Origin of the sequence: Oceanicaulis sp., assembly GCF_965284345.1 — a bacterium.
GTDB lineage: Bacteria > Pseudomonadota > Alphaproteobacteria > Caulobacterales > Maricaulaceae > Oceanicaulis > Oceanicaulis alexandrii_A.
The window spans coordinates 2,733,364-2,759,424 of sequence record NZ_OZ260073.1 but is presented as its reverse complement, the minus strand read 5'-3'; the positions used below and the strand labels follow the sequence as shown (position 1 = coordinate 2,759,424).

Below are 26,061 nucleotides of genomic sequence, written 5' to 3'. Positions count from 1 at the left end.
ACGCCGGTCGCCCCTGTCCTGATATCAGTGCTCCTATGAACGTCGTTGTCGTCGAATCCCCGGCCAAGGCCAAAACCATCAACAAATATCTGGGGAGCGATTACACCGTGCTCGCCAGTTTCGGCCATGTGCGCGACCTGCCGCCCAAGGACGGGTCGGTGCGCCCGGACGAAGATTTTGCGATGGACTGGACCGTTGAGGGCAAATCCAAAGAACGCATCAAGGCCATCGCCGACGCGTTGAAAAACGCCGACACCCTGATCCTGGCCACTGACCCGGATCGCGAGGGTGAAGCGATTTCCTGGCACCTGCTTGAAGCGCTGCAGAAGCGCCGGGTGCTCAAGGACAAGCAGGTTCAGCGAGTGGCGTTCAACGCCATCACCAAGAAAGCCGTCACCGACGCCATCGCCAATCCACGTGAGCTCGATATGGAGCTGGTGGAAGCGTATCTGGCGCGCCGGGCGCTCGACTATCTGGTGGGTTTCACCCTGTCCCCGGTGCTGTGGCGCAAGCTGCCCGGCGCGCGCTCTGCGGGCCGTGTGCAATCGGTCGCCCTGCGCCTGATCACCGAGCGTGAGACCGAGATCGAACGCTTCGTCACCCAGGAATACTGGTCAGTGGACGCCGATGTGCGCACAGACGGCGCCGATACGCTGATCGCCTCCAAGCTGACCCGGTTTGAAGGCGAGAAGATCACCCGTCTGACCATTGGTGAGGAAAAGCGCGCCCGCGCCGCGGAAGCCGCGATCAAAGCGGCGGACTTCACCGTCGCCTCGGTCGAGGCCAAACCCACCAAGCGCAATCCGCCGCCGCCCTTCACCACTTCGACGCTGCAGCAAGAAGCCGCGCGCAAGCTGGGCTTTGACGCCCAACGCACCATGCGCACCGCGCAGCGCCTGTATGAAGGCGTGGAGCTGGGCGGTGAGACGGTGGGTCTGATCACCTATATGCGGACCGATGGCGTCTCCATGGATATGGGCGCGATGATGCAGGCCCGCGACGTGATCGGCGAACGTCATGGCGCCGACTTCGTGCCGGAAAAGCCGCGCTTTTATTCCACCAAGGCCAAGAACGCCCAGGAAGCGCACGAAGCGATCCGGCCCACCAGTTTCACCCGTCACCCCGATGATCTGCGCCTCGACGCCGACCAGGCCCGGCTCTATTCGCTGATCTGGAAACGCGCCGTGGCCAGCCAGATGGAAGCGGCGCGCCTTGAGCGCACCACCATCGATTTTGAAAACGCCGACCAGTCGCTGGCCCTGCGCGCCACGGGTTCGGTCGTCACCTTCCCCGGCTTCTTCGCGCTCTATCAAGAAGGCCGCGACGACGAGGAAGACGAAGGCGAAAACCGCCTGCCGCAAGTGACGCAAGGCGCCAAGGCCAAGGCCGAGAAAACGCTGGCCGAACAGCACTTCACCCAGCCCCCGCCCCGCTTCACCGAAGCCTCGCTTGTGAAGAAGATGGAAGAGCTGGGGATTGGCCGCCCGTCGACCTACGCCTCGACCCTGTCGGTGCTGCGCGATCGCGACTATGTGCGGATGGAGGACAAGCGCTTCATCCCCGAAGACAAGGGCCGCGTGGTCATCGCCTTCCTGGAAAACTTCTTCCAGCGCTATGTCCAGTATGATTTCACCGCCTCGCTGGAAGACCAGCTCGACAAGGTGTCGTCGGGCGATCTTGAATACAAACAATTGCTGCGCGACTTCTGGAAAGACTTCCACGCCTCCATCGAAGACATCGCGGATCTGCGCATCGGCGATGTGATCGACGCCATGAACATTGCGCTGGCGCCGCTGATCTTCCCGCCGCGCGAAGACGGCTCGGACCCCAAGATCTGCCCCAAATGCAATGTCGGCGCGCTGTCGCTGCGTCTGGGCAAGCACGGGGCCTTCGTGGGCTGCTCGAACTATCCGGACTGCCGCTATACGCGTCCGCTCGGCGGCGGTGATCTCGATGCGGTCGAGGGTGATGGCGAGCTGGGCGAGCACCCTGAGACCGGCGCGATGATCGTGCTGAAAGACGGCCGCTTCGGTCCCTATCTGGAAATGCAGGTCGAGGACGAAGACAAACCGCGCCGCGGCTCCATCCCCAAGGGCTGGAACCCTGCCGACGTGACGCTGGAAAAAGCGGTCGCGCTGATCGATCTGCCGCGCAAGGTGGGCGTGCACCCTGAAGACGGCGAGATCATCGAGGCCGGGATCGGTCGCTATGGCCCGTTCGTCAAGCACGGCAAGACCTATGCGAACCTGTCGAGCGCCGAAGAAGTGTTTGAGGTCGGGCTCAATCGCGCTGTGGACCTGATCGCTCAGAAAATCGCCAATCCGCGCGGTCGCGGGGGCGCAGCGGCGGCCCCGCTGAAAGAACTGGGCGAGCACCCGCAAGACGGCGGCGCGATCAATGTGATGAGCGGCCGCTATGGTCCTTATGTGAAGTTCGGCAAGATCAACGCCACCCTGCCCAAGGATATGACGCCAGAAACCGTCACCCTGGAACAGGCGCTGGAGCTGATCGCCGCAAAAGCGGCTAAATCGCCTGCCAAGAAAGCGCCGACGAAGAAAAAAGCGCCCGCCAAGAAACCGGCGGCGAAAAAGCCAGCCGCAAAAAAGACCGACGGCGACACCAAGACCGCCGCAAAGAAAACGCCGGCGAAAAAACCGGCCACCAAGAAACCCGCGACAAAGAGCACAAAGGCTAAATCTTGAACGACGATCCCTACGCCCAATACGGTTTCACCAAGGATGCGCTGATAGAGGCGGTCCGTCTGGGCGAAGGACGCTTCACCAAGCGCGAACTCGCCAAGGCCCTGAAGCTGAAGGGGGATCAACGGTCAGGCTTGAAGCTCGCCCTGCGTGAGCTCGAAGATGGCGGCGAGATCCGCAAGAACGAGCAAAAAGCCTATGAGCTGGCCGACCAATTGCCGACAGTGACTGTGGTCGAAGTGATCGACCGCGATGTGGATGGCGAGTTTATCTGCCAGCCGGTCAAACCCGAGCTCCAAGGGCCCAAGATCATCCTCAAGCCGGGCGAGCGCACGCGCGGTCCGGCGGCGGGGATTGGCGACAAGGTACTGGCGCGCCTGACGCCCATGACCGATGAAGACGGCTATGAAGCCAGCGTCATCAAGAAGCTTGGTCAGTCCGCCCACAAGATTCTCTGCGTGCTGCGCGACAATACCCGCGGTCCAGCCCGTCTGGTCCCGGTGGATCGCCGGTCGCGCCATGAACTGGTCCCCGCGCGCGGCGAAACCGGCAAGGCCGAAGACGGCGATCTGGTGGTCGTGCGCATCGCCTCCGAGCGTCGGCACGGGCTGAAAACCGCCCTGATTGACGAGGTCATCGGCCGGGCGGACAGCGCCCGCGCCGGCTCGATCATCGCCATGGCCGAACATGGCGTGCCCGACGGCTTTCTCGACAGCGAGCTCAAACAGGTCGACGCCATCAAGCCTGTCACCATGGGCGATCGCGAGGACTTGCGCGACATCCCGCTGGTCACCATCGACCCGGTGGACGCGCGCGACCATGACGACGCCGTCTGGGCCGCGCCCGATGACGATCCGAAAAACAAGGATGGCTGGATCGTGATGGTCGCCATCGCCGATGTGGCCGCCTATGTCACCGCCGACAGCCCGCTCGACAAGGGCGCGCGCGCCCGCGGCGTGTCGGTGTATCTGCCCGACCGGGTCGTGCCGATGCTGCCTGAACGGCTGTCGAATGATCTGTGCTCGCTGCGCGAGGGCGAAGAGCGTCCGTGCCTGGCTGTGCGCATGGTGTTTGACCGCAACGGCAATCAGATCGGTCATCGCTTTATCCGTGGCTGGATGAAATCCGCCGCCAAGCTGGCCTATGAAGACGCCCAGGCCGCCATTGACGGCGCCGGGACCGGCAAGGCGGAAACGCTGCTTGAAGACGTGCTCAAGCCGCTCTGGGGCGCGTATGAGACGCTGCGCCAGGCCCGCAAGCGGCGCGAGCCGCTGGAGATTGATGCGCCTGAGCGCAAGGTGATCGTGGGCGAGGACGGCCGGGTTCAGGGCGTGCGCCTGCGCGAGCGCTTTGATGCGCACAAGCTGATCGAAGAGATGATGATCCAGGCCAATGTCGCCGCGGCGACGGCGCTGGAGGCCAAGACCACCCCGCTCATTTATCGCATCCATGACGAGCCGGGCTCTGAGAAGCTGGATAATCTCGCCGATTTCCTGCCCCATGTGGGCCTGAAATGGACCCGCGGCGAGCGCCCGACCGCCGCGCGTTTCAACACGTTGCTCAAAGCCTCCCAGCCCACAGACCATTATGAAACCGTCAATGAAGTGGTGCTGCGCAGCCAGTCCCAGGCGGTCTATGACACTGACAATATCGGCCATTTCGGGCTCAATCTGGCGAAATACGCGCACTTCACCTCGCCGATCCGGCGCTATGCCGACCTGACGGTCCACCGCGCGCTTATCCGCGCCTATAACCTGGGATCGGACGGGCAAAGCGATTCAGAACGCAGCCAGCTGCAACGCATCGCTGAAGACACCACCCAGAATGAACGCCGGGCCATGGCCGCCGAGCGCGATGCGACAGACCGCTTCATCGCCGCCTGGCTGGCGGATCGGGTGGGGACCGAATTCGCCGGCCGGATCACCGGCGTCACCCGCTTCGGCCTGTTCGTGCGCCTGCATGAAACCGGCGCGGACGGGCTGTGTCCGGTCTCGCGTCTGGGGCAGGAATACTATGTGCATGACGAGGCGGCGCACGCTTTGGTGGGGCAGAGCTCGGGCGGTCGCTACCGGCTGGGCATGGCCGTGACGGTGCGCCTGGATGAAGCAACCCCCGTGACGGGCGGGCTGTTATTCGACATTCTAACGCCGCCCGAACCAGGAAAACCGCTCAAGGGTCACGGTCGGCCGCGCGACAAGTACGAGCGCCGCGGCTCTCCCCGTGCGAAGAAACACAATGCCCGACGCAAACGATAAGACAGCGACGCCCAAAACCAGTCCCCGCCCCAAGCTCGCCTCGTCTCTTCTCCTGCGCCGCAAACGCGCCAATGGAGAGATTGAGCTGTTGTTTGGTCGGCGCTCGACCCGTCATGTCTTCATGCCGAAGAAATACGTCTTTCCCGGCGGGCGGGTGGACGCCACAGACGGCTATGCGCCGCTGGCGGAAGAGCTCAATGATCAGACCCGCTCGGTGATGACGCGCGTTCTGACCGAACGCCGCGCGCGCGCCGCAGCGGCTGCGGCCTTGCGCGAAACCGCGGAAGAGACCGGGCTCATCTTAGGCAAACCGGCGCAAGACGCGTGCAATTTCAAGCCGCCCTGGGCGCCGTTTGAAGCGGCGGGCGCTGCGCCCAACGCTGCGCCGCTGGACGTAATCACACGCGCGATCACACCGCCCAAGCGCCCACGCCGCTTTGATGCGTGGTTCTTCACTTGCGATGTGGAGCATGTGCACGGCTCAACGGACCTGACCAGCAATGGCGAGCTGGAAGACCTCAAATGGGTCAGCCTAGCGGATCGCGACACGCTCGATCTGCCTATCGCCACGCATTATGTGATCGGCGAGCTGGAAACCTGGCTCAAGGATCCGGCGCGCCCCCTGCGCTTCCTCAAAAGCACGCGCACCGGCCCTCAGGTCGAAACCCTATGAGCGCGCGCCCGATCAATATGGCGGCGCTGTTCCTGGCGGACCCGCATTCGCGTCAGATCGCCCTGGTGCGCACCGAAACCGGCTATCGCGCCCCTCAGGCGCGCCCTGTGCGCGGAGATGGATTGCCTGACTTCGGTGGCCCGGTGATTTCGCGCAAACGTCTGGGCGCGCCTGAAGCTCAGTCCGGCGCCTTCATGGACGCGGCCATAAGGGCGCTTTCAGAGGAGCTCGGGCAATTGCTCGCCCGGCCGCTGCATCCCGACATCCGACCGCCCCACACAAACCCCTGGGCGCGATTGGCGCGGCATCATCTACAACCCGATCGGGACTCGCTTACTTATCTGGGCCGCGCTCTGGACCCGGCGGACGCGTCTACACGTCGCCATGTGCGCGTTTTTACCGCCCCGGTCGCACGGATCTCAAATTCGGTGAAGCGTCGCAGCGGTGAGCGGGTGGCCTGGGTCAGCCCGGAAAAACTGCCCGATCTGTTGCAGGATCCGGCGCTCAATGTCTTTGGCGAGACCGCTCTGGCGTCGCTGGGCGGACGACCAAGGCCGCTAATGGTGTCATTCCGGGCGGGACACAGGCAGCAAGTCCGGCTATAGCCCGGTCGATGATCGCCAGATTCCTCTCCTCCCCAGACAAAGCCCGGACCCGGTCTCTGATCGCCGCGATCAGCTGCGCCGCGCTCGCCGGGTGCGGCTTCGGCCTGTTGATGCCGCTCGTCGCGCTCAATCTGGAAGCCATGACCGGCTCCGCCGCCGTGGTGGGCGCAAACGCCGCCGCAGCGGCGCTCTCAACGCTATTGGCGACGCCGCTCATCCCGGCCTTGATGGCGCGCACGGCGCCGCGCCAGACCGTGATCATCTGCGCCCTGATCACAGCGGCGGGATTTGTGCTGTTTCCCGCCATGCCAGACCCTGTGATCTGGTTCGTTTTGCGCTTTATAATGGGATTGTCGGTGACGATCATCTTCGTCGCCAGCGAGACCTGGATCAATCAGCTCGCCAAACCTGAAAGCCGCGCCAGCCTGCTCGCCGTCTACGCCACCGTGCTGGCGGGCGGGTTCGGGTCTGGCGGATTGCTGCTCTCGGTGCTGGGCTCGCAAGGCTGGACGCCCTGGATCGCCGGCGGGGTGATCTATGCGCTCGGCGCCCTGCCGATCATGATATTACGCGGCCCGCCCATCACACCGCCCTCTCTGGAGGAGTCCGGCCTCAAAGCCCTGCTGTCAGCGGCCCGCCTGGCGCCTCTGGCCATGCTGGCGGGGCTCGTGTTCGGCGGCCTCGAAACCAATGTCTTCGCGCTGATGCCGGTCTATGCCGAACGAATCGGCATTGCAGAGCGCGGCGTCGGCCTTCTGGTCGCTATCGGCGCCCTGGGGGCGATCGCCTTGCAGATTCCCTTGGGCAAGCTGGCGGACCGCACAGGCCGTGACCGCACTCTGTCCGGGGTCGCGCTCAGCGCTGTGATTCTGTCGGTCGCCATGGGGCTGGCGGGCGCGAATCTGTGGCTGTTGATCCCGATGGTGTTCTTTTTCGTCGGCGCCAGCAGCGCGTTCTACACGATCGGTCTGGCGATGATCGGCGAGCGGGTGCAGCCCGGCGCCCTCGCCTCGGCGAACGCCGCTTTCATCTTCGCCTATGGCCTGGGCTCGCTTCTGGGGCCGGCCCTGGGCGGCGTCTCCATGGACATCGCAGACCCCTGGGGCCTGATGGTCGCCTTCGCCGCCATGGCCGGACTGTACTTTACGCTGTCACTTGTGAGCAAAGGCCGCTCGAGGCATTGACAGCGTCGCGTGCGCGGGTATGTTCCGCGGCTCGCAGCGCCAGCCTCCTTGTCTGGCGCGCCAAGTTTATGTGTACGGGTGCGCGACTATGGCCAAGCCGACTACCATCAAAATCCGCCTGAATTCGACGGCGGGCACGGGCTATTTCTACGTGACCAAGAAAAACGCCCGCACGATGACCGAGAAACTCGTGCTGAAAAAGTACGATCCGGTCGCGCGCAAGCACGTCGAATTCAAAGAAGGCAAGATCAAGTAAGCCTGCGCTTTCGCGCGACTTGATCAGCTCTGACTGGAATAAGAAAAGCCGCCTGTGTATTCAGGCGGCTTTTCGTTTGGCCTCTATCACCCGGTTGCGCCCCGAGCGCTTGGCTTCATAGAGCGCCGTATCTGCGCGTTCGATCAGCGCTTCAACGCTATCGTCCATGAAGGCTTCGGCGATGCCGGCGCTCATGGTCACGTCAATCACATCGCCCGTTTCCCGCAAGGTCACCGGCGTGGCGCACACCGCCAGACGGGCGCGCTCCATGGCGTCTGACGCCTCTTTGGCGGTGGTGTTTGAGAACACGACCAGAAATTCCTCACCGCCATAGCGGCCCGCAACGTCGATGGCGCGCAACTCGCCGCCCAGACGTGCGCAAATTTCCTGCAGCACCTGATCACCGGCGTTATGGCCCCAGGTGTCGTTGATGCGCTTGAAATGGTCGATGTCGATCAATCCCACCGCCAGAGGCTCATGGGAGGCGTTCAGGCCGTCCAGAGCCTGACGCAAGCGTGAGACGGTATAGCGGCGGTTGAACAGGCCGGTCAGCGCATCGCGCACCGACATTTCAAGACTTTCATCCAGACGGTCGCGCAGGGCGTCGGCATAGCGTTTGCGCTTGAGCTGGGTGGAGCTGCGCGCGGACAGCTCGCCGGGGTCCAGCGGCCGAGAAATCACATCATTCACGCCCAGATCGAGCGCGCGCACCATGGTGCGCTTGTCCATCTCGTCGACGACGCCCAGAAGCGGCACCTGGCGCGTGTCCACATCCGAGCGAATACGCGCGCACAGCCGCAAGCCGTCAAAGCGCGGCGCGCTCAGATCGACAATGATCAGATCGGCATGTTCGGCCTGGGAGATCGCCAGACGCGGATCGCCATAGCCTTGCGCGTCCAGGGTGTCAGGCAGCGCCTTGACGATGCGTTGGGCGGCGTTCTGGTCCGCGGCGGCGACAATCACGCGCCCGCCGCCATTGGCCGGTTCGAATGAGGACATTTCAACGCCGCTGCTTTCGCGCTGGCGCAGCTCGTCCATGACGCTGGTCAGGCGCAACAGAGAGCGCACGCGCGCAAACAGGGCGACATCGTCCACAGGTTTGGTCAGAAATTCGTCAGCCCCGGCCTCAAGCCCGCGAATCCGGTCCGAGCGCTGGTCCAGCGCGGTCACCATCACGACAGGGATATGCCGGGTCGCGGGATCGGCTTTCAGCCGGCGACAGGTTTCAAACCCGTCCATGCGCGGCATCATCACATCCAGCAAGATCACGTCAGGCTTCTGGCTGCGGGCGAGGTCGAGACAGCTCGGCCCGTCCTCCGCCATCAAGACATCGAAATACTCAGCCGTCAGTCGGGCTTCCAGCAAACGCCGGTTCGTTTCGATATCGTCGACAACCAGTATGCGTGCGCTCACCGAAGGCTCCTTCTATTCGAGAAAATCCCGAACGGTTTTGATGAAGGACGCAACCGTGATGGGTTTGGATAGATAGCCTTCGCATCCGCCTTCACGGATACGTTCCTCATCGCCTTTCATGGCGAAGGCCGTCACCGCGACCACAGGAATGGCGGACAGCTCGGTGTCGTTCTTGATCCATTTGGTGACATCAAGACCGGACACTTCAGGCAGCTGAATATCCATGAGGATCAGGTCAGGCTTGTGCTCACGCGCCATATCGAGCGCCTTGAGGCCTTCACTGGTCTGCACGGTCTCATAGCCGTGCGCTTCGAGCAGATCACGAAATAACTTCATGTTCAGCTCGTTGTCTTCAACGATCAGAACTTTTTTGGACATGACCTGCAGCATTATAACCGCGCTTTCCCCAAATCGCCCCGCCGTCTTTGCAGCGTGAGCATCTTGACCATCCACAACGCATTAAACCCCACTTTCCTTAATCAACAGTGAGTCCCCGCCTTCGCATCGCGATTAGAACAAGATATGAACGCTGAAAGCGAAGAAAAAGAGGCGGTCCGTGTTGCGGTTAGGCGTGGATCTCGGCGGCACGAAAATCGAGGCCGCCCTGGTGGATGAGGCGGGCGCGTGCCTGATTCGGCGACGAACGCCCACGCCTGCCGCCTATGACGCCAAACTGGACGCCATTGCGGCGCTAGTGGCGCAGGTCGAGGACGAGGCGGGCGTTGCATCGCCCTTACCCGCCGGGGTCGGCCATCCGGGCTCGCTCAATCCGCGCACCGGATTAATGCGCAACGCCAATTCCACAGCGCTGAATGGCCGACCGCTTGATCAAGACCTCGCCGCCCGGCTGCAGCGCCCGGTGCGCTGCGCCAATGACGCCAACTGTTTTACGCTGTCAGAAGCGCGTGACGGCGCGGGTGCAGGCTGCACGAGCGTGTTCGGCGTCATCGCCGGCACGGGCGTGGGCGGCGGCCTGGTGATCAATGGCGCTCTGGTGACGGGTGCGGACGGCAATACTGGCGAGTGGGGCCATACCGCCCTGCCCTGGATCACCGCCGAGGAGCTGGCTGTCAGTCCGCCCTGTTATTGCGGCAAGACCAATTGCGTCGAAGCCTGGTGCTGCGGCCCGGCCCTGTCCGCTGATCATTTCCGCAACACAGGCCAGGAATTGAGCGCCCAGGAGATTGCAGACGCCGCCGCCAAGGGAGATGAAGCGTGCCAGGCCAGCCTGGAGCGCCACGCCCAGCGCTTCGCCCGGGCGCTCGCGAGCGTGGTCAATATCGTTGATCCCCAGATGATCGTTCTGGGCGGCGGCCTGTCCAACCTGCCCGGCTTTGCCTCAATACTTGAAACGCATCTTCAGGACTGGGCCTTCACCGATGAGCTGGTGACGCAGGTGCGCTCCGCCGTGCATGGCGACAGTTCCGGCGTGCGCGGCGCGGCGTGGTTATGGCCATGACCGCGCTCGCCTCGTCTCAGAGCTATTGCCGCAGCTGCCTCAACCCCGCCCCGCCCGGCGCGCAATGCCCATCCTGCGGCGGCGGGCCGGTGCTCAGCCATCCTGAACTTGATACGCTTTCCATCGCCCATATCGATTGCGACGCGTTTTTCGCCTCGGTGGAAAAGCGCGATAATCCTGAGCTTGAAGACCAGCCGGTCATCATTGGCGGCGGCCAGCGCGGCGTAGTGTCCACCGCCTGCTATATCGCCCGGCTCTACGGCGTGCGCTCGGCCATGCCCATGTTCAAGGCGCTTAAAGCCTGCCCGGACGCGGTCGTGGTGCGCCCGCGCATGGCGGTCTACGCCGCTGACGGCAAACGCATCCGCGCCATGATGGAAGATGTCACCCCGCTTGTGGAGCCGCTCTCCATCGACGAGGCCTTTTTAGACCTCTCGGGCACTGAAAAACTGCACGGCGCCGCCCCCGCGCAGACCCTGCTCAAGCTGCAGCGCCGGATCCTGGATGAGGTAGGCGTCACGGTTTCGGTGGGGCTGAGTTTTAACAAGTTTCTCGCCAAGACCGCGTCCGATCTCGACAAACCCAACGGGTTTTCGGTGCTGGGGCGGCAGGACGCGCCTGCTTTTCTGGCGCAGATGAAAGTGGGCGATGTCTATGGCGTCGGGCCGGTTCTGGGCAAGAAGCTCAATGCGGACGGGCTCTACACCCTGTCTGACGTTCTCAAACGCTCCGAAGGCGATCTGGCGCGCAAATATGGTGAGTCCGGGCTGCGCCTGGCTCGACTGGCGCGCTCTGAGGATACGCGCAAGGTCAGCCCGGCCCGGACAAGCAAATCGGTCTCGGCGGAGACCACCTTTAACGATGATGTGTCTGACAAGGCGGTTCTTAAAGACCGGCTCTGGCCGTTGTGCGTCAAGGTCGCCGACCGGATGAAAGCGAAGGGCGTGGCGGGTCGTGTGGTGACGCTGAAGATCAAGACTGACCGCTTCAAGACGATCACCCGGCGGCGCACCCTGACCGACCCGGCTCAGCTGGCGGACACGCTCTTTCGGCTCAGCGCTGACATGCTGGACAAGGAACCCGAAGGCGTGCGCTATCGCCTGATCGGCGCCGGCTATTCGGTGCTGGAGACCGCGATCGCGGATGCGGGCGACCTGCTGGACCCCAACGCGCTCAAACGCGCCGCGGCGGAACGCGCCATGGACGCTGCGCGCGCAAAGTTCGGCGACGCCGCCATCATCAAGGGCCGCATGTTGAAAAAGGACCGCGATTAGGCGCGGCGATGCGCCGGATCCGCGTCCAGCGACAGCCAGCGGAAAACCTGCGGCCAGAACACATCCGCCATGTTCGAGCGAAAGAGCCCGTCATGGCCCAAGGCGCCGAGCCCGGTATCCTCATGACGCACAAGCTTCATTTCGGTCGGCGCGTTTTCATACCGCTCCAGCAGCCAGCGCACGGTCTGAGGATTGGCGATCGGGTCGTCATCAGGCGTCCAGGCGCGCACCGGCGCGGTAAAGCCTTCATAGCGCGAGGTGAGGCCCAGCTCGGCGATGGCGTCGCGGAAGCATTCAGGGTTCACCCCGAATTCGCGCCAGTCCGCGAAAACGCGCGGCGGCAGCGGTTCGCCGCGCCAGAGCACGCCTTTGGGAATATGCCCGCGCAGCAACAGATAGGCCGGGCCGAACAGGCGCCAGAACGCCCAGGCGAAATATTTCAGCGGCGCGGACTGATCCCCCCAATACCCCGAAGACGCCGAGAGCATGGCCAGGCGGCGCACCGGCAGCGCCGGGTCGATCAAGGCTGCGAACTGCCCGCCGATGGAATGACCGACAATGTCCAGCGGCAAGCCGGGAAAGGCCTGACAGGCGGCGTCCGCGGCAGCGGGTATGTCATAGACCGCCCAGTCGAGCATGCGGGCGGTTTCCCGCCGGGGATGGCAGCGCGCGGATTCGCCCTGTCCGCGATAGTCAAAGGTCAGCACCGCCCAGCCGTTCTCAGCGGCGGCCTGGGCGAAAGGCGCATAAAAGTCCTTGCGATACCCCGTGGCCGGGTTCACCACCATCACAGCAGTCGGATCATCGGGCACGGTGAAACACGCCGACAGCAATTTGCCGTCCGCCGTCCGCAAGCGGACTGGTCTGAGCGTGGTCAAGCTGGCTGCATCGCGCGCCATGTGTTCACCTTGTCATGAACGTGCACCATGCAGGCCGGACCCACTGAATTCAACCCGCCCGCATCATTGCCAGACAGGGCCTCAAGCGCCTAACTGACAGTCTGATTTCCCCAACGGAGCGCCCCACATGGCTGATATCGACTCCCGCCTCAAGGAACTGGGCCTGACCCTGCCTGAAGCCGCCGCCCCCGTGGCCAATTACGTCCCCTACGCCCAGAGCGGACAGATCGTGCATATTTCCGGTCAGATCTCACTGGGTCCGGATGGCCTGGTGACCGGACGGCTCGGCGACGGCGTCTCTCTGGAAGACGGCCAGGCGGCGGCGCGGCTGTGTGCGCTGAACCTGATCGCGCAGATCAAGGCAGCCTGCGGCGGCGATCTGGGACAGGTCAAACGCATCGTCAAGCTGGGCGGTTTTGTGAACGCGCACCCTGACTTCTACGACATTCCCAAAGTCATCAATGGCGCCTCGGATCTGATGGTCGAGGTGTTCGGCGACGCCGGTCGGCACGCACGGTCCGCCGTGGGCGTTGCGGTCTTGCCGCTGAATGCTGCAGTTGAAGTGGACGCCGTCGTCGAGATCGCGTGATCAGGCTCGAAGATCAGTCCACGTCACCCTATATCCCGGCTCAGCTGAGACGTCTGGACGGGGCATGACCGACATTACCGTGCGCATGATCAGCCGGATGGCGCAGATTGATCCCGCCCAATGGGATGCTTGCGCCAATCCGGCGGGTCAGCCTTATGACCCGTTTTTAAGCTGGGACTTTCTCGACGCGCTGGAAACCTCCGGCAGCGCCGTGGAAGAGACCGGCTGGGGGCCGCGCCATCTCATCGCCGAAGATCAGGCTGGACACGTGGTCGGAGTCCTCCCGCTGTACCTCAAAGGTCATTCTTATGGCGAGTACGTCTTTGATCATGCCTGGGCGGATGCGCTAGAGCGGGCGGGCGGGCAGTATTATCCCAAGCTGCTGACCGGTGTGCCCTTCACTCCGGCGACCGGTCGGCGCTTTCTGTCGACTGACCCGGAAATTCGCCAAGCGCTGATCAACGCCGCCCGTCACGCGGCGCGAGAGCTGGGCGTCTCAAGCTGGCATGTGCTCTTCCCCGATCCACACACCCAGTCCGAGCTGACAGAAGCTGGCCTTCTGACTCGTCAGGATATCCAGTTCATCTGGGAGGATGACGGCTATGACGATTATGAGGGCTTCCTGTCCGCCCTCTCCTCCCGCAAGCGCAAGGCGCTGCGCAAGGAGCGCGCTGCGGCGCAGTCCGGCGTCGTGATTGAACAGCTCACCGGCGAGGCCCTGACCGAGCATCATTGGGACGTCTTCTTCGCCTGTTATCAGGACACGGGAGAGCGAAAATGGGGCACGCCCTATCTCAATCGCGAGTTCTTTGCCCTGGTCCATGAGCGGATGGCGGACAAGGTCTTGCTGGTGATGGCGAAAGACGGCGACCAGTACATCGCCGCAGCGCTCAACTTCATCGGATCTGACACGCTCTATGGCCGGTATTGGGGCGCGCTCGCCTTCTCAGACCAGCTTCATTTCGAGCTCTGCTATCATCAGGCGATTGATTACGCGCTGAGCTGCGGGCTCAAACGTGTCGAGGCCGGCGCCCAGGGCGGTCACAAGCTGGCGCGCGGCTACCGCCCGCAGCTCGTCTATTCCGCCCATGACATCCTGCATGACGGCCTGAGCGGCGCCGTGGACCGCTTCCTGCGCTCAGAACGCCGGGCGGTGGAAACCGAACGTCTGGCGCTCGACGCGGAGTCTCCGTATCGCAAAGATGGATAGGTCTTGGACCCGCTGCAGGTCTGGTCTAGGACTTTTGGGACTTAAAGCTGAGCAGGAGCGCGATCCATGAGCCTTCACGGGACCTATGACGACCAGAACATCTTCGCCAAGATCCTGCGCGGAGAAGCGCCCTGCGTGAAGCTTTATGAAGACGAGCACGTGCTGTCCTTCATGGACATTTTCCCGCAAAGCAAAGGCCATACGCTGCTCATCCCCAAGGAAGCCGCGCGCAACCTGCTGGAGATGTCAGACGCCGGCGCCGCCGAGGCGATCAAGCGCGTCAAAAAAGTCGCCAAAGCCGTCGAGACCGCGCTCAAACCTGACGGCGTCACCATCGCCCAGTTCAACGGCGCGCCGGCGGGCCAGACCGTCTACCACATCCATTTCCACATCATTCCCCGCTGGGAAGGCCAGGACATCGCCGGCCATGGCAGCGCCGGACAGGCGGATATGGATGAGCTGAACGCGCTGGCCGAACAGATCAAGGCCGCGCTCTAAGCCTTATCCGCACCACACGCCCGGCATGTCATAGGGACCGTGCCGGGCGGCGGACGCCCCGTCTGGATCACGCTCCACGATTTCAAACTGCGCCGTATCCACCGGCAGGATCGCATCGGCGTCTTCAAGCGGCTCAGCACCCAGCCCGGCGCCCGTCCGCGGCCCCAGAGCGCCTGTCTCATCCACCATTTCATGGCCGCCGCTGCTCCAGCGTGGATCAAACGGGTAGGTGCGCGCCATGACCTCGCCCTGACAATCATAGGCGATCCACTCAAGCCGCGAATGCGGCGCGCCCCTATCGTCTTCGACATAAAACCGGCGTCCGCCGAAGGCCTCCACACGCGCGGGCTCTTGGGTGAAATCAACCGCCACCACACGGCCCGTGACCGCGCTCTCAGACGCCGGATGAGCCAGCAGGGCCGTCAGCACGCTGGCGATGTGTAAGGCGCTCATCTGAAATCTCCCAGTCTGATCAGCGGTCAATCACTCCAGGATGCAAGCCATGCATAAGCTTGGCTTCACGCTCAAGACCAATCGCCCTAGCGTGCAGGAAATTTTTCAATTGAGATTTGACGCATGACCTCCGCCTTCTCGCTTGCCGCCAACTCGACCGCCGCCCTGTTTCCACGCACCTTCAAGGCGTCGGTGGCCCGTCAGTTCACCCGGCCGCGGGTGAAGCAGCAAACCGATCGCGGCCGGGACTGGCTCGAAAGCCTCGACAAGCAGACCTTCACCGGCCCTCAGGGCGAACAGCGGGTGTATCGCGGCGGCGACGGACCGCTGGTGTTCTTCCAGCATGGCTGGGAGGCGGACAGCGCGGACCTCTCGACGCTGGGGCAAGCGGTGATGGAGGCCGGATTCTCGGTCGCCATGATCGACGGCCCCGCCCATGGCCAGAGCGAAGGCCGCAAAGCCCATATCCTGCTCTTCGCCGAAGGCCTGGGCGCCGCGGCGGCCCAGCTGGGCCAGCCCCACGCCATGCTGGCTCACTCCATGGGCCTACCCGCGACTGTCCTCGCCAAGGCGCGCCATGGGCTCAAACCAGGCCGCGTGATCGGGCTGGGCGCGCCAGACGCCCTGCCCCGCAATGTGGAATTCCAAAGTCAGGCCATGGGGCTATCAAAGCGCGCCGTCCGCCTGATGCTGGAGTCGGTCAGCGAGCAGTTTGGCGAACCCGCGACCAATCTCGACATCACCCTGGACGCGCCGAACTTTGAGACGCCCGCCCTGATCCTGCACGGCGCCAATGACCAGATCGCCCCGCCCGTATGCGCCGAACGCATCGCCGCATCCTGGCCGGGCGCGCAATGGGAGGTGTTTGACGGCATCGGCCATCGCGGCGTGTTGCGCGATGACCGAGTCGTGAAGCGTGTTCTGGCGTTTCTGCGCTAGAGGTGCGGCCCCCACATGATCAATGTCGCGCCCACACCCCCTAATGCGGTGAGACCCGCGGCGGTGAGCGTAACGAGGGTGCTGCTCCATTTCAGCGCGGCGGAGCGGCTTTTCTGGGCGCTGAGATAGAGCTGCAGACCCGCCAGCGGGATCGCCATCACCCCGAACGCCAGGAAGATATCAAACCAGCCATTCATCTGGTTTGTGATGCCCACCGGGCCCACACTCAGCAACCAGGCGCCATAAAACAGGCGCATGAACCACACCCCGTTGGCGACCATGAACAAACGCATGGCCCAGGGCCTGTGACGGGCAATGTCGCGTTTCATGGCGAAATGAACCGTAAGCGCTGCGAACACCAGAATGAGCCCGGTGTTGAGCGTGGACGCGATCGCCCCGATATCATTGAGACGCGTCCCGCGTCCCCACACCATCCACAGACCGCCAAGCGCCAGATAAACGGCCAGCACCAAAAACACCCGACCGCTCATCCGGTGCAGCCTGGGCGCCCAATTGCGCAAGGGCGCGGTGAGTTGCATCAGCCCCGCCAGCGTCATGATCGCGGCAAGTAGGACATGGGTGATGAACATCAGATTGCCGAAGCCGTCCCCCGCCTCATACCCTTTTATCAACCCCACTTCGTCCCAGCGTTCAAACTGTCCGATAAGGGTTTTGGGCAGATAGGCGACGAGGATGTAATAGATGAACATCAACTGCCCGGCCGCGGCGGCCAGAAACCAAAGCTTGCCAGACAGGCTGTGCGCGCGTGCGACCCATGCCACCGAACGGGCGGCGGATTGTGAGGATGCCAAGGTTTGCGTCATCGAACCAACTCCTAACTTCGCCCGGTCTTTTTGCCGGGCCGATAAGAGCGATTTGCTGAATTGAGCGCCTTTCGGTCTTGCCGATTTGCATTCCGGCCAGAAAAAGCTGCAGATTGCGTACAGACATCGTCGCACCCGACGCCAGATGGACCATCGTCATGCTCGCCTTCGGCCTAGGCCTGAAACTTTTTTGCGCGATCTGGGCGGCCGCTTGGGCAGGCTGGGTGCTGATGCGCGGCCAGCGCACCCCGCTGCATCTGAGCTGGGGCGTGTTCACTCTGTGCATGGGCGCCTTGCTGGTAGCTGAAGGTCTGGGCGACTCGCTGGGGTCGGCGCGGCTTTGGCTGCTGATGCTCAGCGGCGGAACCTGTTCGGTCTTCTGGCTGTTCACCCGCGCCCTGTTTCACAAAACCACCGCCTTTGGACCGTTCGAGCTGGCGCTGGTCGCCGGGATCATCGCCCCGTCTATGATCAAACCGGTTTTGATCATCTCTGGCTTTAACGCACCGATAGACATTCTCGTGAACGCCCAAACCATGCTGAGCTCGACCGCTTTGATGCTGTCAGTCTGGGAAGCTGCGCGGAACTGGCCGAGCGCCGAACACATGAATGAGCGGCGCTTGCGCATTGGCTATCTGGCCGTTTTCTGCTCAGGGGTGTTTTTGTGCGCGATTGTGTTCAACACAGGTGCGCCGATTTCACCTCAACTTGTCACCTTGATTGAAGCCTTGTGCGCGGCCGCGATTCTCACCGTCGGCAGCGTCGCGATTGTCTACAGACACGCCCATCCCGCACCCGATTGGCGGCCTGCGCCAGAGGCGACCGAGACGGATGTGCAGCTGGGACAGCGCCTGATCCGCCTGATGGATCGTGAGCAGCTGCATCTCGATCCCGACCTGAACTTGCGATGTCTGGCGCAAGCTCTGGGCGAGCCGCCCAACAAGGTCAGCCGCGCTATCACCGCCGGTCTGAAGGCCGCCAATGTGAACCAGCTGATCAATGCGCGCCGGATCGCTCACGCCCAGTCGCTGCTGACGGATCCCGACAAGGATTCGCTGACGATTTTGCAAGTGGCGCTGGAAAGCGGATTCAATTCGATCGGCCCGTTCAACCGCGCCTTCAAGGCGATCACCGATCAAACCCCGCGTGACTATCGGCGAGGCCGGGATCCTGCTGCACAAGGATTGGCGGCTGAGTGAGAGACCTGAGCTAGCGTCTTACCACAGCTAAGGTTTCAAACGCCCGCTCCAGCGCCAGATCCTCGCCGTCGGGACCAAGCCTGTCCGCGCTGTCGAGCACGATATCGGCGCGATAGTCTTCTCGCGGCGCGCCATCCACATGATAGAGCGTCTCAGTGGGCAGCTTCACCGTCCAGCCGGTTTCGGGCAGGTCATAATCATAAATCGCGCCCAAAAGCCCGGCCATGGGCGCGGCGATCGTCACGGCGTCCGCGACAGCGTCGAGCCCCATCGTCAAGCCTTCGCCCATCGACCCGGTCCAGCGTCCCGCCAGCACCACGACCGGAACGCCCGCCAGGCTGTCGCCACGCGGCAGGACCTCTTCAACCCATTGCCGGGCGACGCCGGTATCGCGTTCAATCTGAGGCAAGGCGTGGCGCTGATAGGGTTTCGTCTCATCGACCAGTCGCCCCATTAGGGCGCGGGCGTAAAGCGTGTCGCCGCCGCCGGGCGTATCGCGCAGATCAATGATCAAGCCGTCAGGACGCGGTCCCGAGAGCGCTTCATCAATGGCGGCGATCAGATCGCTGTTCCCCAGAGAATCGTTAAAGCGCAGCACCCGAACGCCCTCGCGCTCGGTCACGCTGATCAGCGGGCGGTTTTCTGTCTCCACCTGATAGAGATTGGGCAAGGTCAGCGCTTGCTCTTCTCCATCAAAGTCAGAGAAGACGAACACCCGTTCCTGGTCGCGCGGCCCCGCCGTCAGAACACGCGCGGCGAAGCCTTTGCCGGCGCCTGTCTCATAAGGACCGCCGCACAAACCGGCGACAGCCTCTTGCATCGGTTGACCAGCCACAGAACTGATCCGCCATCCCGGCTCCACACCCGCTGTTTGGGCGGGCGATCCCCGCCGTACATCCGTCACCACATAGGCTTCGTCGCGAAACTCGACCCAGAGATCATTATAGCTTGGCGTCAGACCATAGGAGCTGGGCGACGACACGCCGAGAATGGCATGATGGTCTTGCAGTGCGTTCACCGCGCATTCGGCAAACCGCAACAGGCTGGCCGCATCTGTAACGCTCTCGACATCGACGCCCTGAGCGCCGCGAGCCGGATTGCCTCCGTCAAAGCGATGCGCATAGGCGTATTGGCGGTCTATGAGATCGAGCACAGTCTCGGCGTCGGCGCGATAATCGGGCGTTTGCGCATATGCGCCAGCGCCCAAAAAGAACGCGCCGCTGAGGATCAGCGACGCGTTTTGAACGCTCAGGAGCTTCACTTGACCGTCTCTTCAGTCTTTTTCTTTTTGCGCTTTGGCTTTGCGTCGTTGAGACGGTCGCCCGGAATGATCTCGAAATCGAGACGTTCAGGATCCGCCGCATCCACGTCGACTTTCACCACGCCGCCTTTTTTCAGCTGACCAAACAGGATCTCTTCCGCCAGCGGCTTCTTAATGTGGTCCTGAATGACCCGGCTCAGCGGACGCGCACCGAATTTCTCGTCATAGCCGCGCTCACCCAGCCAGCGATTGGCGGCGTCGGTCAGCTCGAACGTGACGCCGCGATCGGCCAGTTGCGCCTCAAGCTGCAGAACGAACTTCTCGACCACGCGGCCGATCACGTCGATCTTCAGACCCGCAAACGGGATGATGGCGTCCAGACGGTTGCGGAATTCAGGCGTGAACAGACGCTCGATGGCGGCCTGATCCTCGCCGTCGCGCTTGCCGCGGCCAAAGCCGATGGCTTCCTTGGCGGCGTCGGCGGCGCCGGCGTTTGAGGTCATGATCAGGATGACATTGCGACAATCCACGGACTTGCCGTTGGCGTCGGTCAGCTGACCATTATCCATCACCTGGAGCAGGATGTTGAAGATGTCCGGGTGCGCTTTCTCGATCTCATCGAGCAGCAGCACCGAATGGGGATGCTGGTCGATGGCGTCGGTCAGCTGGCCGCCCTGATCATAGCCCACATAGCCCGGAGGCGCGCCCAGAAGGCGGCTCACCGTGTGGCGTTCCATGTATTCCGACATGTCAAAGCGCAAGAGCTCGACGCCCAGCGTATCCGCCAGCTGTCGGGCCACTTCGGTCTTGCCCACCCCGGTCGGGCCGGAGAACAGGTAAGAGCCGATCGGCTTGTTGGGTTCGCGCAGACCGGCGCGGGCCAGCTTGATGGCGCTCGCCAGCTTCTCGATGGCGTCGTCCTGACCGAACACCACGCGCTTGAGCGACGTGTCGAGATCACGCAGCACGGACTCATCGGACTTGGAGACCGATTTCGGAGGAATGCGGGCAATCTTCGCGACCACAGCTTCGATATCTTTGACGCCGATGGTTTTCTTGCGTTTGGATTGCGGCACCAGACGCATGGAGGCGCCCGCCTCGTCGATCACGTCGATGGCTTTGTCCGGCAGTTTGCGGTCACCGATATAGCGATCTGACAGTTCCACGGCGGTTTTCAGCGCCTCCGCTGTGAAGCGGATATCGTGGAAGTCTTCGAAATACGGCTTCAGCCCCGTGAGGATCTTGATCGCGTCGGGAACAGACGGCTCCTTCACATCGATCTTCTGGAAGCGCCGCGCCAGGGCGCGGTCCTTCTCAAAGTGCTGGCGGTATTCCTTATAGGTGGTCGAGCCCATGCAGCGCAGACCACCCTGTTGCAGGGCCGGCTTCAAGAGATTGGACGCATCCATCGCGCCGCCTGACGTGGCGCCGGCGCCGATGACAGTGTGAATCTCGTCAATAAACAGCACCGCGTTCGGACGCGCTTCCAGCGCCTTGACCACCTGTTTGACGCGCTCTTCAAAGTCGCCGCGATAGCGGGTGCCCGCCAGCAAAGCGCCCATGTCGAGCGAATAGATGGTGGCCTCGGCCAGTACTTCCGGCACTTCGTGTTCAACGATCTTGCGCGCCAGACCTTCGGCGATGGCGGTTTTGCCCACGCCTGGATCACCGACGAGAAGCGGGTTGTTCTTGCGGCGGCGGCACAGCACCTGGATGCAGCGCTCCACCTCATGCTCGCGCCCGATCAGCGGATCGACGCCGCCCTCGCGCGCTTTTTCATTCAGATCGACGCAATAGGCGGACAGCGCGTCGTCTTTTTCCTCGGCGCCCTCACCCAACTCGGCGGCGTCTTCGTCCGCGCCCCTGGCGGGTCGCGCTTCGGATTCGCCAGGCTTTTTGGAGATGCCGTGGGAGATGTAATTGACCGCGTCATAACGGGTCATGTCGCGTTCAGCGAGGAAGTATGCCGCATGGCTTTCGCGCTCGGCGAACAGCGCCACCAGCACATTGGCGCCCGTGACTTCGTCGCGACCGGAATTCTGAACGTGGATGACCGCGCGCTGGATGACGCGCTGGAAGCCGGCGGTAGGCTTGGCGTCCTCGCCATCATCCACGATGAGGCTCGCCAGTTCTTCGTCCACATACTCGTTGAGCGTGTCGCGAAGTTCGTCCACATCCACGTCGCAGGCGCGCATCACCGCGGACGCATCCACATCTTCACACAGCGAGAGCAAGAGATGCTCCAGCGTTGCGTATTCGTGCTTGCGTTCGGTCGCGGCCGTCAGGGCGCGATGCAGGGAACGTTCGAGAGTGGGTGAGAAAGAGGGCAAGGCCTAATCCTTTTCCATCGTGCACTGTAACGGATGCTGAGCACGGCGCGCAGCGTCCATGACCTGGGCCACCTTCGTTTCGGCGACCTCGTATGTGAAAACGCCACACACGCCGACTCCATGTTGGTGCACATGGAGCATGATGCGAGTCGCGTCTTCTTGCCCCTTGTGAAAAATGCGCACCAAGACCTCGATGACGAACTCCATGGGCGTGTAGTCGTCATTGAGCAGTAAAACCTTGTACATCGACGGACGCTTGGTCCGTGCGCGCGGCTTGACTGTTACGCCGGTCTCCTGATCGGGCAGGTCTGGCTTGTTCGGCTCACTCATAGGCAGTCTGGCGTCTCGCTAGCGTTACGCCCCAGCTTGATCCGGTTTTTCAGCCGCGGCAATCAATCATGATATTAAATAAGCGCGGCAGGGTTACAGAGAACCCCCTCAACTGATCACAACACAGTTTAAAGCCTAATTGACCGTGGAAAGCGGACAAAAAAATGGTCCGGCGCGGACGCCGGACCAGTCAGGGAGGACTCGAGGCCGGGCGACGCGTCGAGGCGACGCCCGGCGATAGGGTGCGCCTTAACGCTGGGACTGCATCAGTTCCAGGGCGGCGGAGAAACGCTCATTGATCGGCTTGAAGGATTCCTTGAACAGGTTCGACATCAGGTCGGAACTCTTGTTCATCTCAGCCATCAGGGCGTCCATGGACGACTTGGTGTAGTCGGACTGGATCTCGATCAGTTCCTGGACCGATTTCGCGCCCGCCATGGATTTCGCGGCGGTCATGCCGTCTTCCATGGTTTTCTTGGCGAAGGCCAGATTGGCGGCGTTCAGTTCTTCGATGGATTTGGCGGCGGTGGTGCTCGACGCGATCACGGCGTCCACGCTGTCCTTGTGGAATGCGCTGAACTCGTTGACTGCGGTCATGGACTTTTCAAAGCCGTCTTTCAGGGCTTCGTTTGACGCAGTGGTCATGGTTTCGATCGTGTCTTTGGCGGTATTTTTTGCGGTGGTCATCGACGTGTCTCCAGAATATTTGCGCGGGGGCGAGGGTTTTCGGGCTTTGCTTTGACCCGTTGTCTTTTTGGCGGCCCGCTTCACCGGCGCCTTGGCGGCCGGTTTGGCGGGTTGAGCCGATTGCTTCGCTGGCTCAGCAGCAGCCTTTGACTTCGCTTCCGATTGAGCGCCCTCACCGGTTTTCGCTGTTTCAGCGGCCGTTTGAGGCGTCTCTGACGCAGTTTTATTCGGAGTCGCGTTCGCCATTTGGGGCTCCATGCGTTCCCTGTTGTGTTAGCAGGTGCAGCATATATGACGCGCGAGCACCCCTCAGTCAAGCAATTATTGTGCGCTGCACAAAACGCCGCACCCCTGCTGGGACAGTGGATCGACACAGTTAACGCTCGAGCAAGGGCTTAGCGGCGAGTATGCGTTCATGGCTCGTTTTCTGATTGTCTTTGTCTGCTCCCTGAGCATGCTCGCCCTCGCCCCTCGTGCGCAGGCCAGCGAGCGATACGCCGCTTTCGTGGCCGATATGCAGACGGGAGAAGTTCTGCACGCCCGGCGTGCGGATGCGCTGCGCTACCCCGCCTCACTCACCAAGATGATGACCCTCTACATGCTGTTTGACGCGCTCGAGCGCGGCGAGCTCGCTTTGGACGACCCGATCACAGCCTCAGCAGAAGCCGCCAGCCGCCCCGCCTCTCGGCTCGGTTTGCAGGCGGGACAGACGCTGACTGTCGAAACCGCGATCCGCGCCCTGATCATTCAGAGCGCCAATGACGTGGCGGTCGCCGTCGCCGAACATCTGGAGAGCGACGAGGAGCGTTTCGCAGAGGTGATGACGACCCGCGCCCGAGAACTGGGCATGGCGAACACCGTCTTTCGCAACGCATCAGGACTGCCCGATGCACGCCAGCAGACCACGGCGCGCGACATCGCCCGCCTCGCCTATGCGCTTCACCGTGATTTTCCGCAACACTACGCGTATTTCAGCGAGACCCGGTTTCGCTGGAACGGCGCCACACATCGCACCCATAACACGCTGGTGGGTGACCAGCCCGGCGTGGACGGGCTTAAAACCGGCTATATCCGCGCCTCGGGCTTCAACCTGGCCGCCAGCGCCGAACGTGACGGACATCGCATCATCGCCGTGGTGATGGGCGGCGCTTCAGCATCCGTGCGCGACGCCCATGCGCGCGAACTGATTGAAGCCGCGTATTCCGCCATCAACGCCCGCACTGAAAGCCGCATGCTGGCGTCGCTGAACATGCCGCGCCTCAATCCCGTGCGTGAGCAGGAGATTCTGACCGCCGAACTCAGCACCCTGCCCGCCCAGACGGCTCAGGGCTCAGCCCCCGGCGTTCCAGCGGCGCGGGTCGAGCTTGAGCCTGTCGGCGAACCCCGCGCATTCAGCACGTCTGAAACGCCGCCGGGCTGGGCCATACAGGTGGGCGCCTATACGTCACAGGCCGCCGCCTCCGCCCGGCTTGAAAGCGTTGCGATGATGGGGCTGCATACTTTGCTGGGCGACGCTCAGGCGCGTGTGGAGCCGATGCAGCGCAATGGACGCCAGCTCTGGCGGGCGCGCTATGCCGGCCTTGACGGTTCTCGCGCGCAATCCATCTGCCAGCGCCTGGAAGCGAGCGGAGAATCCTGCTTCGCCGTGCCGCCCGCCGCTTAATCGCCCAGCAAAACGTCACGCGCTTGCTGGACTTTGGCGGCCAGTGCGTCGCTGCCGCCCTGATCAGGGTGCACCCGCTTCATCATGGACCGATGCGCCTTTCGGATCTCGGCTTCATCGGCGTCCGGGCCGACGCCCAGAATCGCACGCGCTTCGTCAACACTCATGCCGGTTCGCGACGGTGCAGCGCTGCGTCCGTCGGTCTGTTGATCCGTACCGCTTGAGCCTGGCTTTGCGCCGCGCATGGCGACGCCCAGAAAGCCCAGGGCGGCCCCGATCAGCGGCACGCCCGCCACAGCCAGGCCGCGTATGGTCAGCAAAGCACCCAACACGACGCCGCCAACCCCCAGCACCCACCGCAGCAGCCGGGCCGCGTCTTTCGACGGCAGGCGCGCCATCACCACCGCGAATACGATTGCCAAAGCGGCCAGCGCCAGAAGTCCGTAAAGGATCATCAATCGTCCTCAGATCGCCATCAGAACGGAAACGGCTTCCCGCTCAGTCCGGGCAGTTTGAGCACGATCAGCAGCTCGCGCAATTCCTGGCGGGCGGCCACATGGCTCATGGTGAAGGTCATCGACGAGCCCGCCTCGGTCAGATCCAGCAAGGTGAGCCCGGCGGGAAACAGCTCGCGATAGATCACGCGCTCTGAAAAGCCCGGCGCCAAGCGGAACCCAACGCGCTCTGACAAGGCCTTCAACCCTTTGCCCACACGGCGCTTATTGCGCGAATCCAGATTGGAGATCCGGTTGCGCATCACCAGCCAGTCGATGGATTTGCGCTCGCGCATGGCTTTGCGCTTTCGGCATTCCCAGACCATTTCAGAGTACACGCTAGGTCGGCCCACCTCGAACGTATCGCCGTCGATTTCCGCCAGCAGGGCGAAGTCGACGAAGCTGTCATTGATGGGCGTGATCAGGGTGTCGGCGCTGGAATGAGCGAGCCGGGCGTAATGGGTGTCGCCGCCGGGCGAATCCACAATGATGAAATCACAGCCGCGGCAAAGCTGCCCCAGGGTTTCCTCCCAAGCGGCGCGCTCTTCGGATTCCACGTCATCCAGCGAACGCGATTGAGAGATCGGCAGGCGCCCTTGAACGGGCATGGGCAGCGAGACGCCGCGCGCATCCGCCCATTTCCGGCGATTGTCCAGATGCCGGGTCAGGCTCGCCTGGCGCAGATCGAGATCGATCACCCCCACGGTCTGCCCCATGCGCATCAGAGCCACGGCCAGATGAATGGCGACGGTGGATTTACCCGCCCCGCCCTTTTCATTTCCGACCACGATCACATGCGCGCCCTGAGCGGCGCGACCTGGTGACTCAACGGCGCCAGCAGACACGGTGACGACTCCCCAAACCCTT

At 62.9% G+C, this 26,061-nt stretch carries 25 protein-coding genes; 14 read left to right on the top strand and 11 right to left on the bottom strand.

Annotated elements, in window-relative coordinates; genetic code table 11:
• Positions 1 to 35 precede the first annotated feature (35 nt).
• From topA to rpmG, 6 genes are all read left to right on the top strand, one after another.
• Entirely contained in the window at positions 36 to 2,702 is a 2,667-nt protein-coding gene (gene topA, locus ACQ66J_RS13410; protein ID WP_430432019.1) for a type I DNA topoisomerase, read from the top strand.
• Positions 2,699 to 4,954 (top strand): ribonuclease R, encoded by a 2,256-nt coding sequence (gene rnr / locus ACQ66J_RS13405; RefSeq protein WP_430432018.1) that lies wholly within the window; start codon positions 2,699 to 2,701, stop codon positions 4,952 to 4,954. Before topA ends, rnr begins: the two co-directional genes overlap by 4 nt.
• Complete coding sequence (locus ACQ66J_RS13400; RefSeq protein ID WP_430432017.1) at positions 4,935 to 5,627, top strand: NUDIX domain-containing protein; 693 nt, start codon at positions 4,935 to 4,937, stop codon at positions 5,625 to 5,627. The genes rnr and ACQ66J_RS13400 overlap by 20 nt, the downstream gene beginning before the upstream one ends.
• Positions 5,624 to 6,232, top strand: a complete 609-nt coding sequence (locus ACQ66J_RS13395) for a hypothetical protein (RefSeq protein WP_430432016.1) — start codon at positions 5,624 to 5,626, stop codon at positions 6,230 to 6,232. The genes ACQ66J_RS13400 and ACQ66J_RS13395 overlap by 4 nt, the downstream gene beginning before the upstream one ends.
• Before the next feature lie 8 nt (positions 6,233 to 6,240).
• On the top strand, positions 6,241 to 7,416 hold the full coding sequence (locus tag ACQ66J_RS13390; RefSeq protein WP_430432015.1) for an MFS transporter: 1,176 nt from the start codon (positions 6,241 to 6,243) through the stop codon (positions 7,414 to 7,416).
• 88 nt (positions 7,417 to 7,504) lie between these two features.
• The gene (gene rpmG / locus ACQ66J_RS13385; RefSeq protein WP_009800672.1) at positions 7,505 to 7,672 is read left to right on the top strand and encodes a 50S ribosomal protein L33; all 168 of its coding nucleotides are present in this window, start codon (positions 7,505 to 7,507) and stop codon (positions 7,670 to 7,672) included.
• Between the two features lie 60 nt (positions 7,673 to 7,732).
• Here rpmG and ACQ66J_RS13380 read toward each other — a convergent pair whose 3' ends face one another.
• Together ACQ66J_RS13380 and ACQ66J_RS13375 are read right to left on the bottom strand one after the other, a co-directional pair.
• Positions 7,733 to 9,085, bottom strand: a complete 1,353-nt coding sequence (locus ACQ66J_RS13380; RefSeq protein WP_430432014.1) for a PleD family two-component system response regulator — start codon at positions 9,083 to 9,085, stop codon at positions 7,733 to 7,735.
• Between the two features lie 12 nt (positions 9,086 to 9,097).
• Positions 9,098 to 9,463 carry a response regulator gene (locus tag ACQ66J_RS13375; RefSeq protein ID WP_028284823.1) on the bottom strand — a complete coding sequence of 122 codons (366 nt, stop codon included), beginning with the start codon at positions 9,461 to 9,463 and terminating at the stop codon, positions 9,098 to 9,100.
• 178 nt (positions 9,464 to 9,641) lie between these two features.
• Here ACQ66J_RS13375 and ACQ66J_RS13370 point away from each other — a divergent pair, with 178 nt between their 5' ends.
• Positions 9,642 to 10,544, top strand: coding sequence for an ROK family protein (locus tag ACQ66J_RS13370; RefSeq protein ID WP_430432013.1), 903 nt, complete (start codon positions 9,642 to 9,644; stop codon positions 10,542 to 10,544).
• Positions 10,535 to 11,818 (top strand): DNA polymerase IV, encoded by a 1,284-nt coding sequence (locus ACQ66J_RS13365; protein ID WP_430432012.1) that lies wholly within the window; start codon positions 10,535 to 10,537, stop codon positions 11,816 to 11,818. The genes ACQ66J_RS13370 and ACQ66J_RS13365 overlap by 10 nt, the downstream gene beginning before the upstream one ends.
• Here the strand turns inward: ACQ66J_RS13365 and ACQ66J_RS13360 are convergent.
• A complete protein-coding gene (locus tag ACQ66J_RS13360; RefSeq protein WP_430432011.1) occupies positions 11,815 to 12,717 on the bottom strand; it encodes an alpha/beta hydrolase family protein in 903 nt (300 codons plus the stop codon). The genes ACQ66J_RS13365 and ACQ66J_RS13360 overlap by 4 nt on opposite strands.
• Positions 12,718 to 12,844: 127 nt before the next feature.
• Between ACQ66J_RS13360 and ACQ66J_RS13355 the strand changes: the two genes are divergently transcribed.
• The 3 genes from ACQ66J_RS13355 to ACQ66J_RS13345 all read left to right on the top strand — a co-directional run bounded on the left by ACQ66J_RS13355 (position 12,845) and on the right by ACQ66J_RS13345 (position 15,014).
• A complete protein-coding gene (locus ACQ66J_RS13355) occupies positions 12,845 to 13,306 on the top strand; it encodes a RidA family protein (protein WP_375549242.1) in 462 nt (153 codons plus the stop codon).
• Positions 13,307 to 13,370: 64 nt separating this feature from the next.
• On the top strand, positions 13,371 to 14,516 hold the full coding sequence (locus ACQ66J_RS13350) for a GNAT family N-acetyltransferase (RefSeq protein ID WP_430432010.1): 1,146 nt from the start codon (positions 13,371 to 13,373) through the stop codon (positions 14,514 to 14,516).
• A 66-nt stretch (positions 14,517 to 14,582) separates the two neighbouring features.
• The gene (locus tag ACQ66J_RS13345) at positions 14,583 to 15,014 is read left to right on the top strand and encodes an HIT family protein (protein WP_430432009.1); all 432 of its coding nucleotides are present in this window, start codon (positions 14,583 to 14,585) and stop codon (positions 15,012 to 15,014) included.
• Positions 15,015 to 15,017: 3 nt separating this feature from the next.
• Here the strand turns inward: ACQ66J_RS13345 and ACQ66J_RS13340 are convergent, their stop codons facing one another.
• Positions 15,018 to 15,467, bottom strand: coding sequence for a hypothetical protein (locus ACQ66J_RS13340; RefSeq protein ID WP_375549245.1), 450 nt, complete (start codon positions 15,465 to 15,467; stop codon positions 15,018 to 15,020).
• 123 nt (positions 15,468 to 15,590) lie between these two features.
• On the opposite strand from ACQ66J_RS13340, the gene ACQ66J_RS13335 reads away from it, so the two are divergent.
• Positions 15,591 to 16,406, top strand: coding sequence for an alpha/beta fold hydrolase (locus ACQ66J_RS13335; protein ID WP_430432008.1), 816 nt, complete (start codon positions 15,591 to 15,593; stop codon positions 16,404 to 16,406).
• On the opposite strand, the gene ACQ66J_RS13330 is transcribed toward ACQ66J_RS13335, so the two are convergent.
• Positions 16,403 to 17,230 (bottom strand): DUF2306 domain-containing protein, encoded by an 828-nt coding sequence (locus ACQ66J_RS13330; protein WP_430432007.1) that lies wholly within the window; start codon positions 17,228 to 17,230, stop codon positions 16,403 to 16,405. The genes ACQ66J_RS13335 and ACQ66J_RS13330 overlap by 4 nt on opposite strands.
• 113 nt (positions 17,231 to 17,343) lie before the next feature.
• Here ACQ66J_RS13330 and ACQ66J_RS13325 point away from each other — a divergent pair, with 113 nt between their 5' ends.
• On the top strand, positions 17,344 to 18,429 hold the full coding sequence (locus tag ACQ66J_RS13325) for a helix-turn-helix domain-containing protein (protein ID WP_430432006.1): 1,086 nt from the start codon (positions 17,344 to 17,346) through the stop codon (positions 18,427 to 18,429).
• A 10-nt stretch (positions 18,430 to 18,439) separates the two neighbouring features.
• Here the strand turns inward: ACQ66J_RS13325 and ACQ66J_RS13320 are convergent, their stop codons facing one another.
• From ACQ66J_RS13320 to ACQ66J_RS13305, 4 genes are all read right to left on the bottom strand, one after another.
• Positions 18,440 to 19,690 carry a S41 family peptidase gene (locus tag ACQ66J_RS13320; RefSeq protein WP_430432005.1) on the bottom strand — a complete coding sequence of 417 codons (1,251 nt, stop codon included), beginning with the start codon at positions 19,688 to 19,690 and terminating at the stop codon, positions 18,440 to 18,442.
• Positions 19,687 to 22,020, bottom strand: coding sequence for an ATP-dependent Clp protease ATP-binding subunit ClpA (gene clpA, locus ACQ66J_RS13315; RefSeq protein ID WP_375549250.1), 2,334 nt, complete (start codon positions 22,018 to 22,020; stop codon positions 19,687 to 19,689). The genes ACQ66J_RS13320 and clpA overlap by 4 nt, the downstream gene beginning before the upstream one ends.
• A 3-nt stretch (positions 22,021 to 22,023) precedes the next feature.
• Positions 22,024 to 22,350, bottom strand: coding sequence for an ATP-dependent Clp protease adapter ClpS (clpS, locus tag ACQ66J_RS13310; protein WP_107713385.1), 327 nt, complete (start codon positions 22,348 to 22,350; stop codon positions 22,024 to 22,026).
• Between the two features lie 249 nt (positions 22,351 to 22,599).
• Positions 22,600 to 23,037: a phasin family protein gene (locus ACQ66J_RS13305; protein WP_375549251.1), complete on the bottom strand. Its 438-nt coding sequence runs from the start codon at positions 23,035 to 23,037 to the stop codon at positions 22,600 to 22,602.
• A gap of 415 nt (positions 23,038 to 23,452) precedes the next feature.
• Here ACQ66J_RS13305 and ACQ66J_RS13300 point away from each other — a divergent pair, with 415 nt between their 5' ends.
• Complete coding sequence (locus ACQ66J_RS13300; RefSeq protein ID WP_430432004.1) at positions 23,453 to 24,700, top strand: serine hydrolase; 1,248 nt, start codon at positions 23,453 to 23,455, stop codon at positions 24,698 to 24,700.
• Here ACQ66J_RS13300 and ACQ66J_RS13295 read toward each other — a convergent pair.
• Together ACQ66J_RS13295 and ACQ66J_RS13290 are read right to left on the bottom strand one after the other, a co-directional pair.
• The gene (locus tag ACQ66J_RS13295; RefSeq protein WP_430432003.1) at positions 24,697 to 25,155 is read right to left on the bottom strand and encodes a DnaJ domain-containing protein; all 459 of its coding nucleotides are present in this window, start codon (positions 25,153 to 25,155) and stop codon (positions 24,697 to 24,699) included. The genes ACQ66J_RS13300 and ACQ66J_RS13295 overlap by 4 nt on opposite strands.
• A gap of 20 nt (positions 25,156 to 25,175) precedes the next feature.
• Positions 25,176 to 26,039: a division plane positioning ATPase MipZ gene (locus ACQ66J_RS13290; RefSeq protein ID WP_375549254.1), complete on the bottom strand. Its 864-nt coding sequence runs from the start codon at positions 26,037 to 26,039 to the stop codon at positions 25,176 to 25,178.
• Positions 26,040 to 26,061 lie beyond the last annotated feature (22 nt).

Bases quoted from the DNA above. Each gene is read 5' to 3' on its own strand.
- topA (WP_430432019.1), top strand. From the start codon at position 36: ATGAACGTCGTTGTCGTCGAATCCCCGGCCAAGGCCAAAACCATCAAC.
- ACQ66J_RS13400 (WP_430432017.1), top strand. From the start codon at position 4,935: ATGCCCGACGCAAACGATAAGACAGCGACGCCCAAAACCAGTCCCCGC.
- ACQ66J_RS13395 (WP_430432016.1), top strand. From the start codon at position 5,624: ATGAGCGCGCGCCCGATCAATATGGCGGCGCTGTTCCTGGCGGACCCG.
- ACQ66J_RS13390 (WP_430432015.1), top strand. From the start codon at position 6,241: ATGATCGCCAGATTCCTCTCCTCCCCAGACAAAGCCCGGACCCGGTCT.
- rpmG (WP_009800672.1), top strand. From the start codon at position 7,505: ATGGCCAAGCCGACTACCATCAAAATCCGCCTGAATTCGACGGCGGGC.
- ACQ66J_RS13375 (WP_028284823.1), bottom strand. From the start codon at position 9,463: ATGTCCAAAAAAGTTCTGATCGTTGAAGACAACGAGCTGAACATGAAG.
- ACQ66J_RS13365 (WP_430432012.1), top strand. From the start codon at position 10,535: ATGGCCATGACCGCGCTCGCCTCGTCTCAGAGCTATTGCCGCAGCTGC.
- ACQ66J_RS13360 (WP_430432011.1), bottom strand. From the start codon at position 12,717: ATGGCGCGCGATGCAGCCAGCTTGACCACGCTCAGACCAGTCCGCTTG.
- ACQ66J_RS13355 (WP_375549242.1), top strand. From the start codon at position 12,845: ATGGCTGATATCGACTCCCGCCTCAAGGAACTGGGCCTGACCCTGCCT.
- ACQ66J_RS13350 (WP_430432010.1), top strand. From the start codon at position 13,371: ATGACCGACATTACCGTGCGCATGATCAGCCGGATGGCGCAGATTGAT.
- ACQ66J_RS13345 (WP_430432009.1), top strand. From the start codon at position 14,583: ATGAGCCTTCACGGGACCTATGACGACCAGAACATCTTCGCCAAGATC.
- ACQ66J_RS13340 (WP_375549245.1), bottom strand. From the start codon at position 15,467: ATGAGCGCCTTACACATCGCCAGCGTGCTGACGGCCCTGCTGGCTCAT.
- ACQ66J_RS13335 (WP_430432008.1), top strand. From the start codon at position 15,591: ATGACCTCCGCCTTCTCGCTTGCCGCCAACTCGACCGCCGCCCTGTTT.
- ACQ66J_RS13330 (WP_430432007.1), bottom strand. From the start codon at position 17,230: ATGACGCAAACCTTGGCATCCTCACAATCCGCCGCCCGTTCGGTGGCA.
- clpS (WP_107713385.1), bottom strand. From the start codon at position 22,350: ATGAGTGAGCCGAACAAGCCAGACCTGCCCGATCAGGAGACCGGCGTA.
- ACQ66J_RS13305 (WP_375549251.1), bottom strand. From the start codon at position 23,037: ATGACCACCGCAAAAAATACCGCCAAAGACACGATCGAAACCATGACC.
- ACQ66J_RS13300 (WP_430432004.1), top strand. From the start codon at position 23,453: ATGGCTCGTTTTCTGATTGTCTTTGTCTGCTCCCTGAGCATGCTCGCC.
- ACQ66J_RS13295 (WP_430432003.1), bottom strand. From the start codon at position 25,155: ATGATCCTTTACGGACTTCTGGCGCTGGCCGCTTTGGCAATCGTATTC.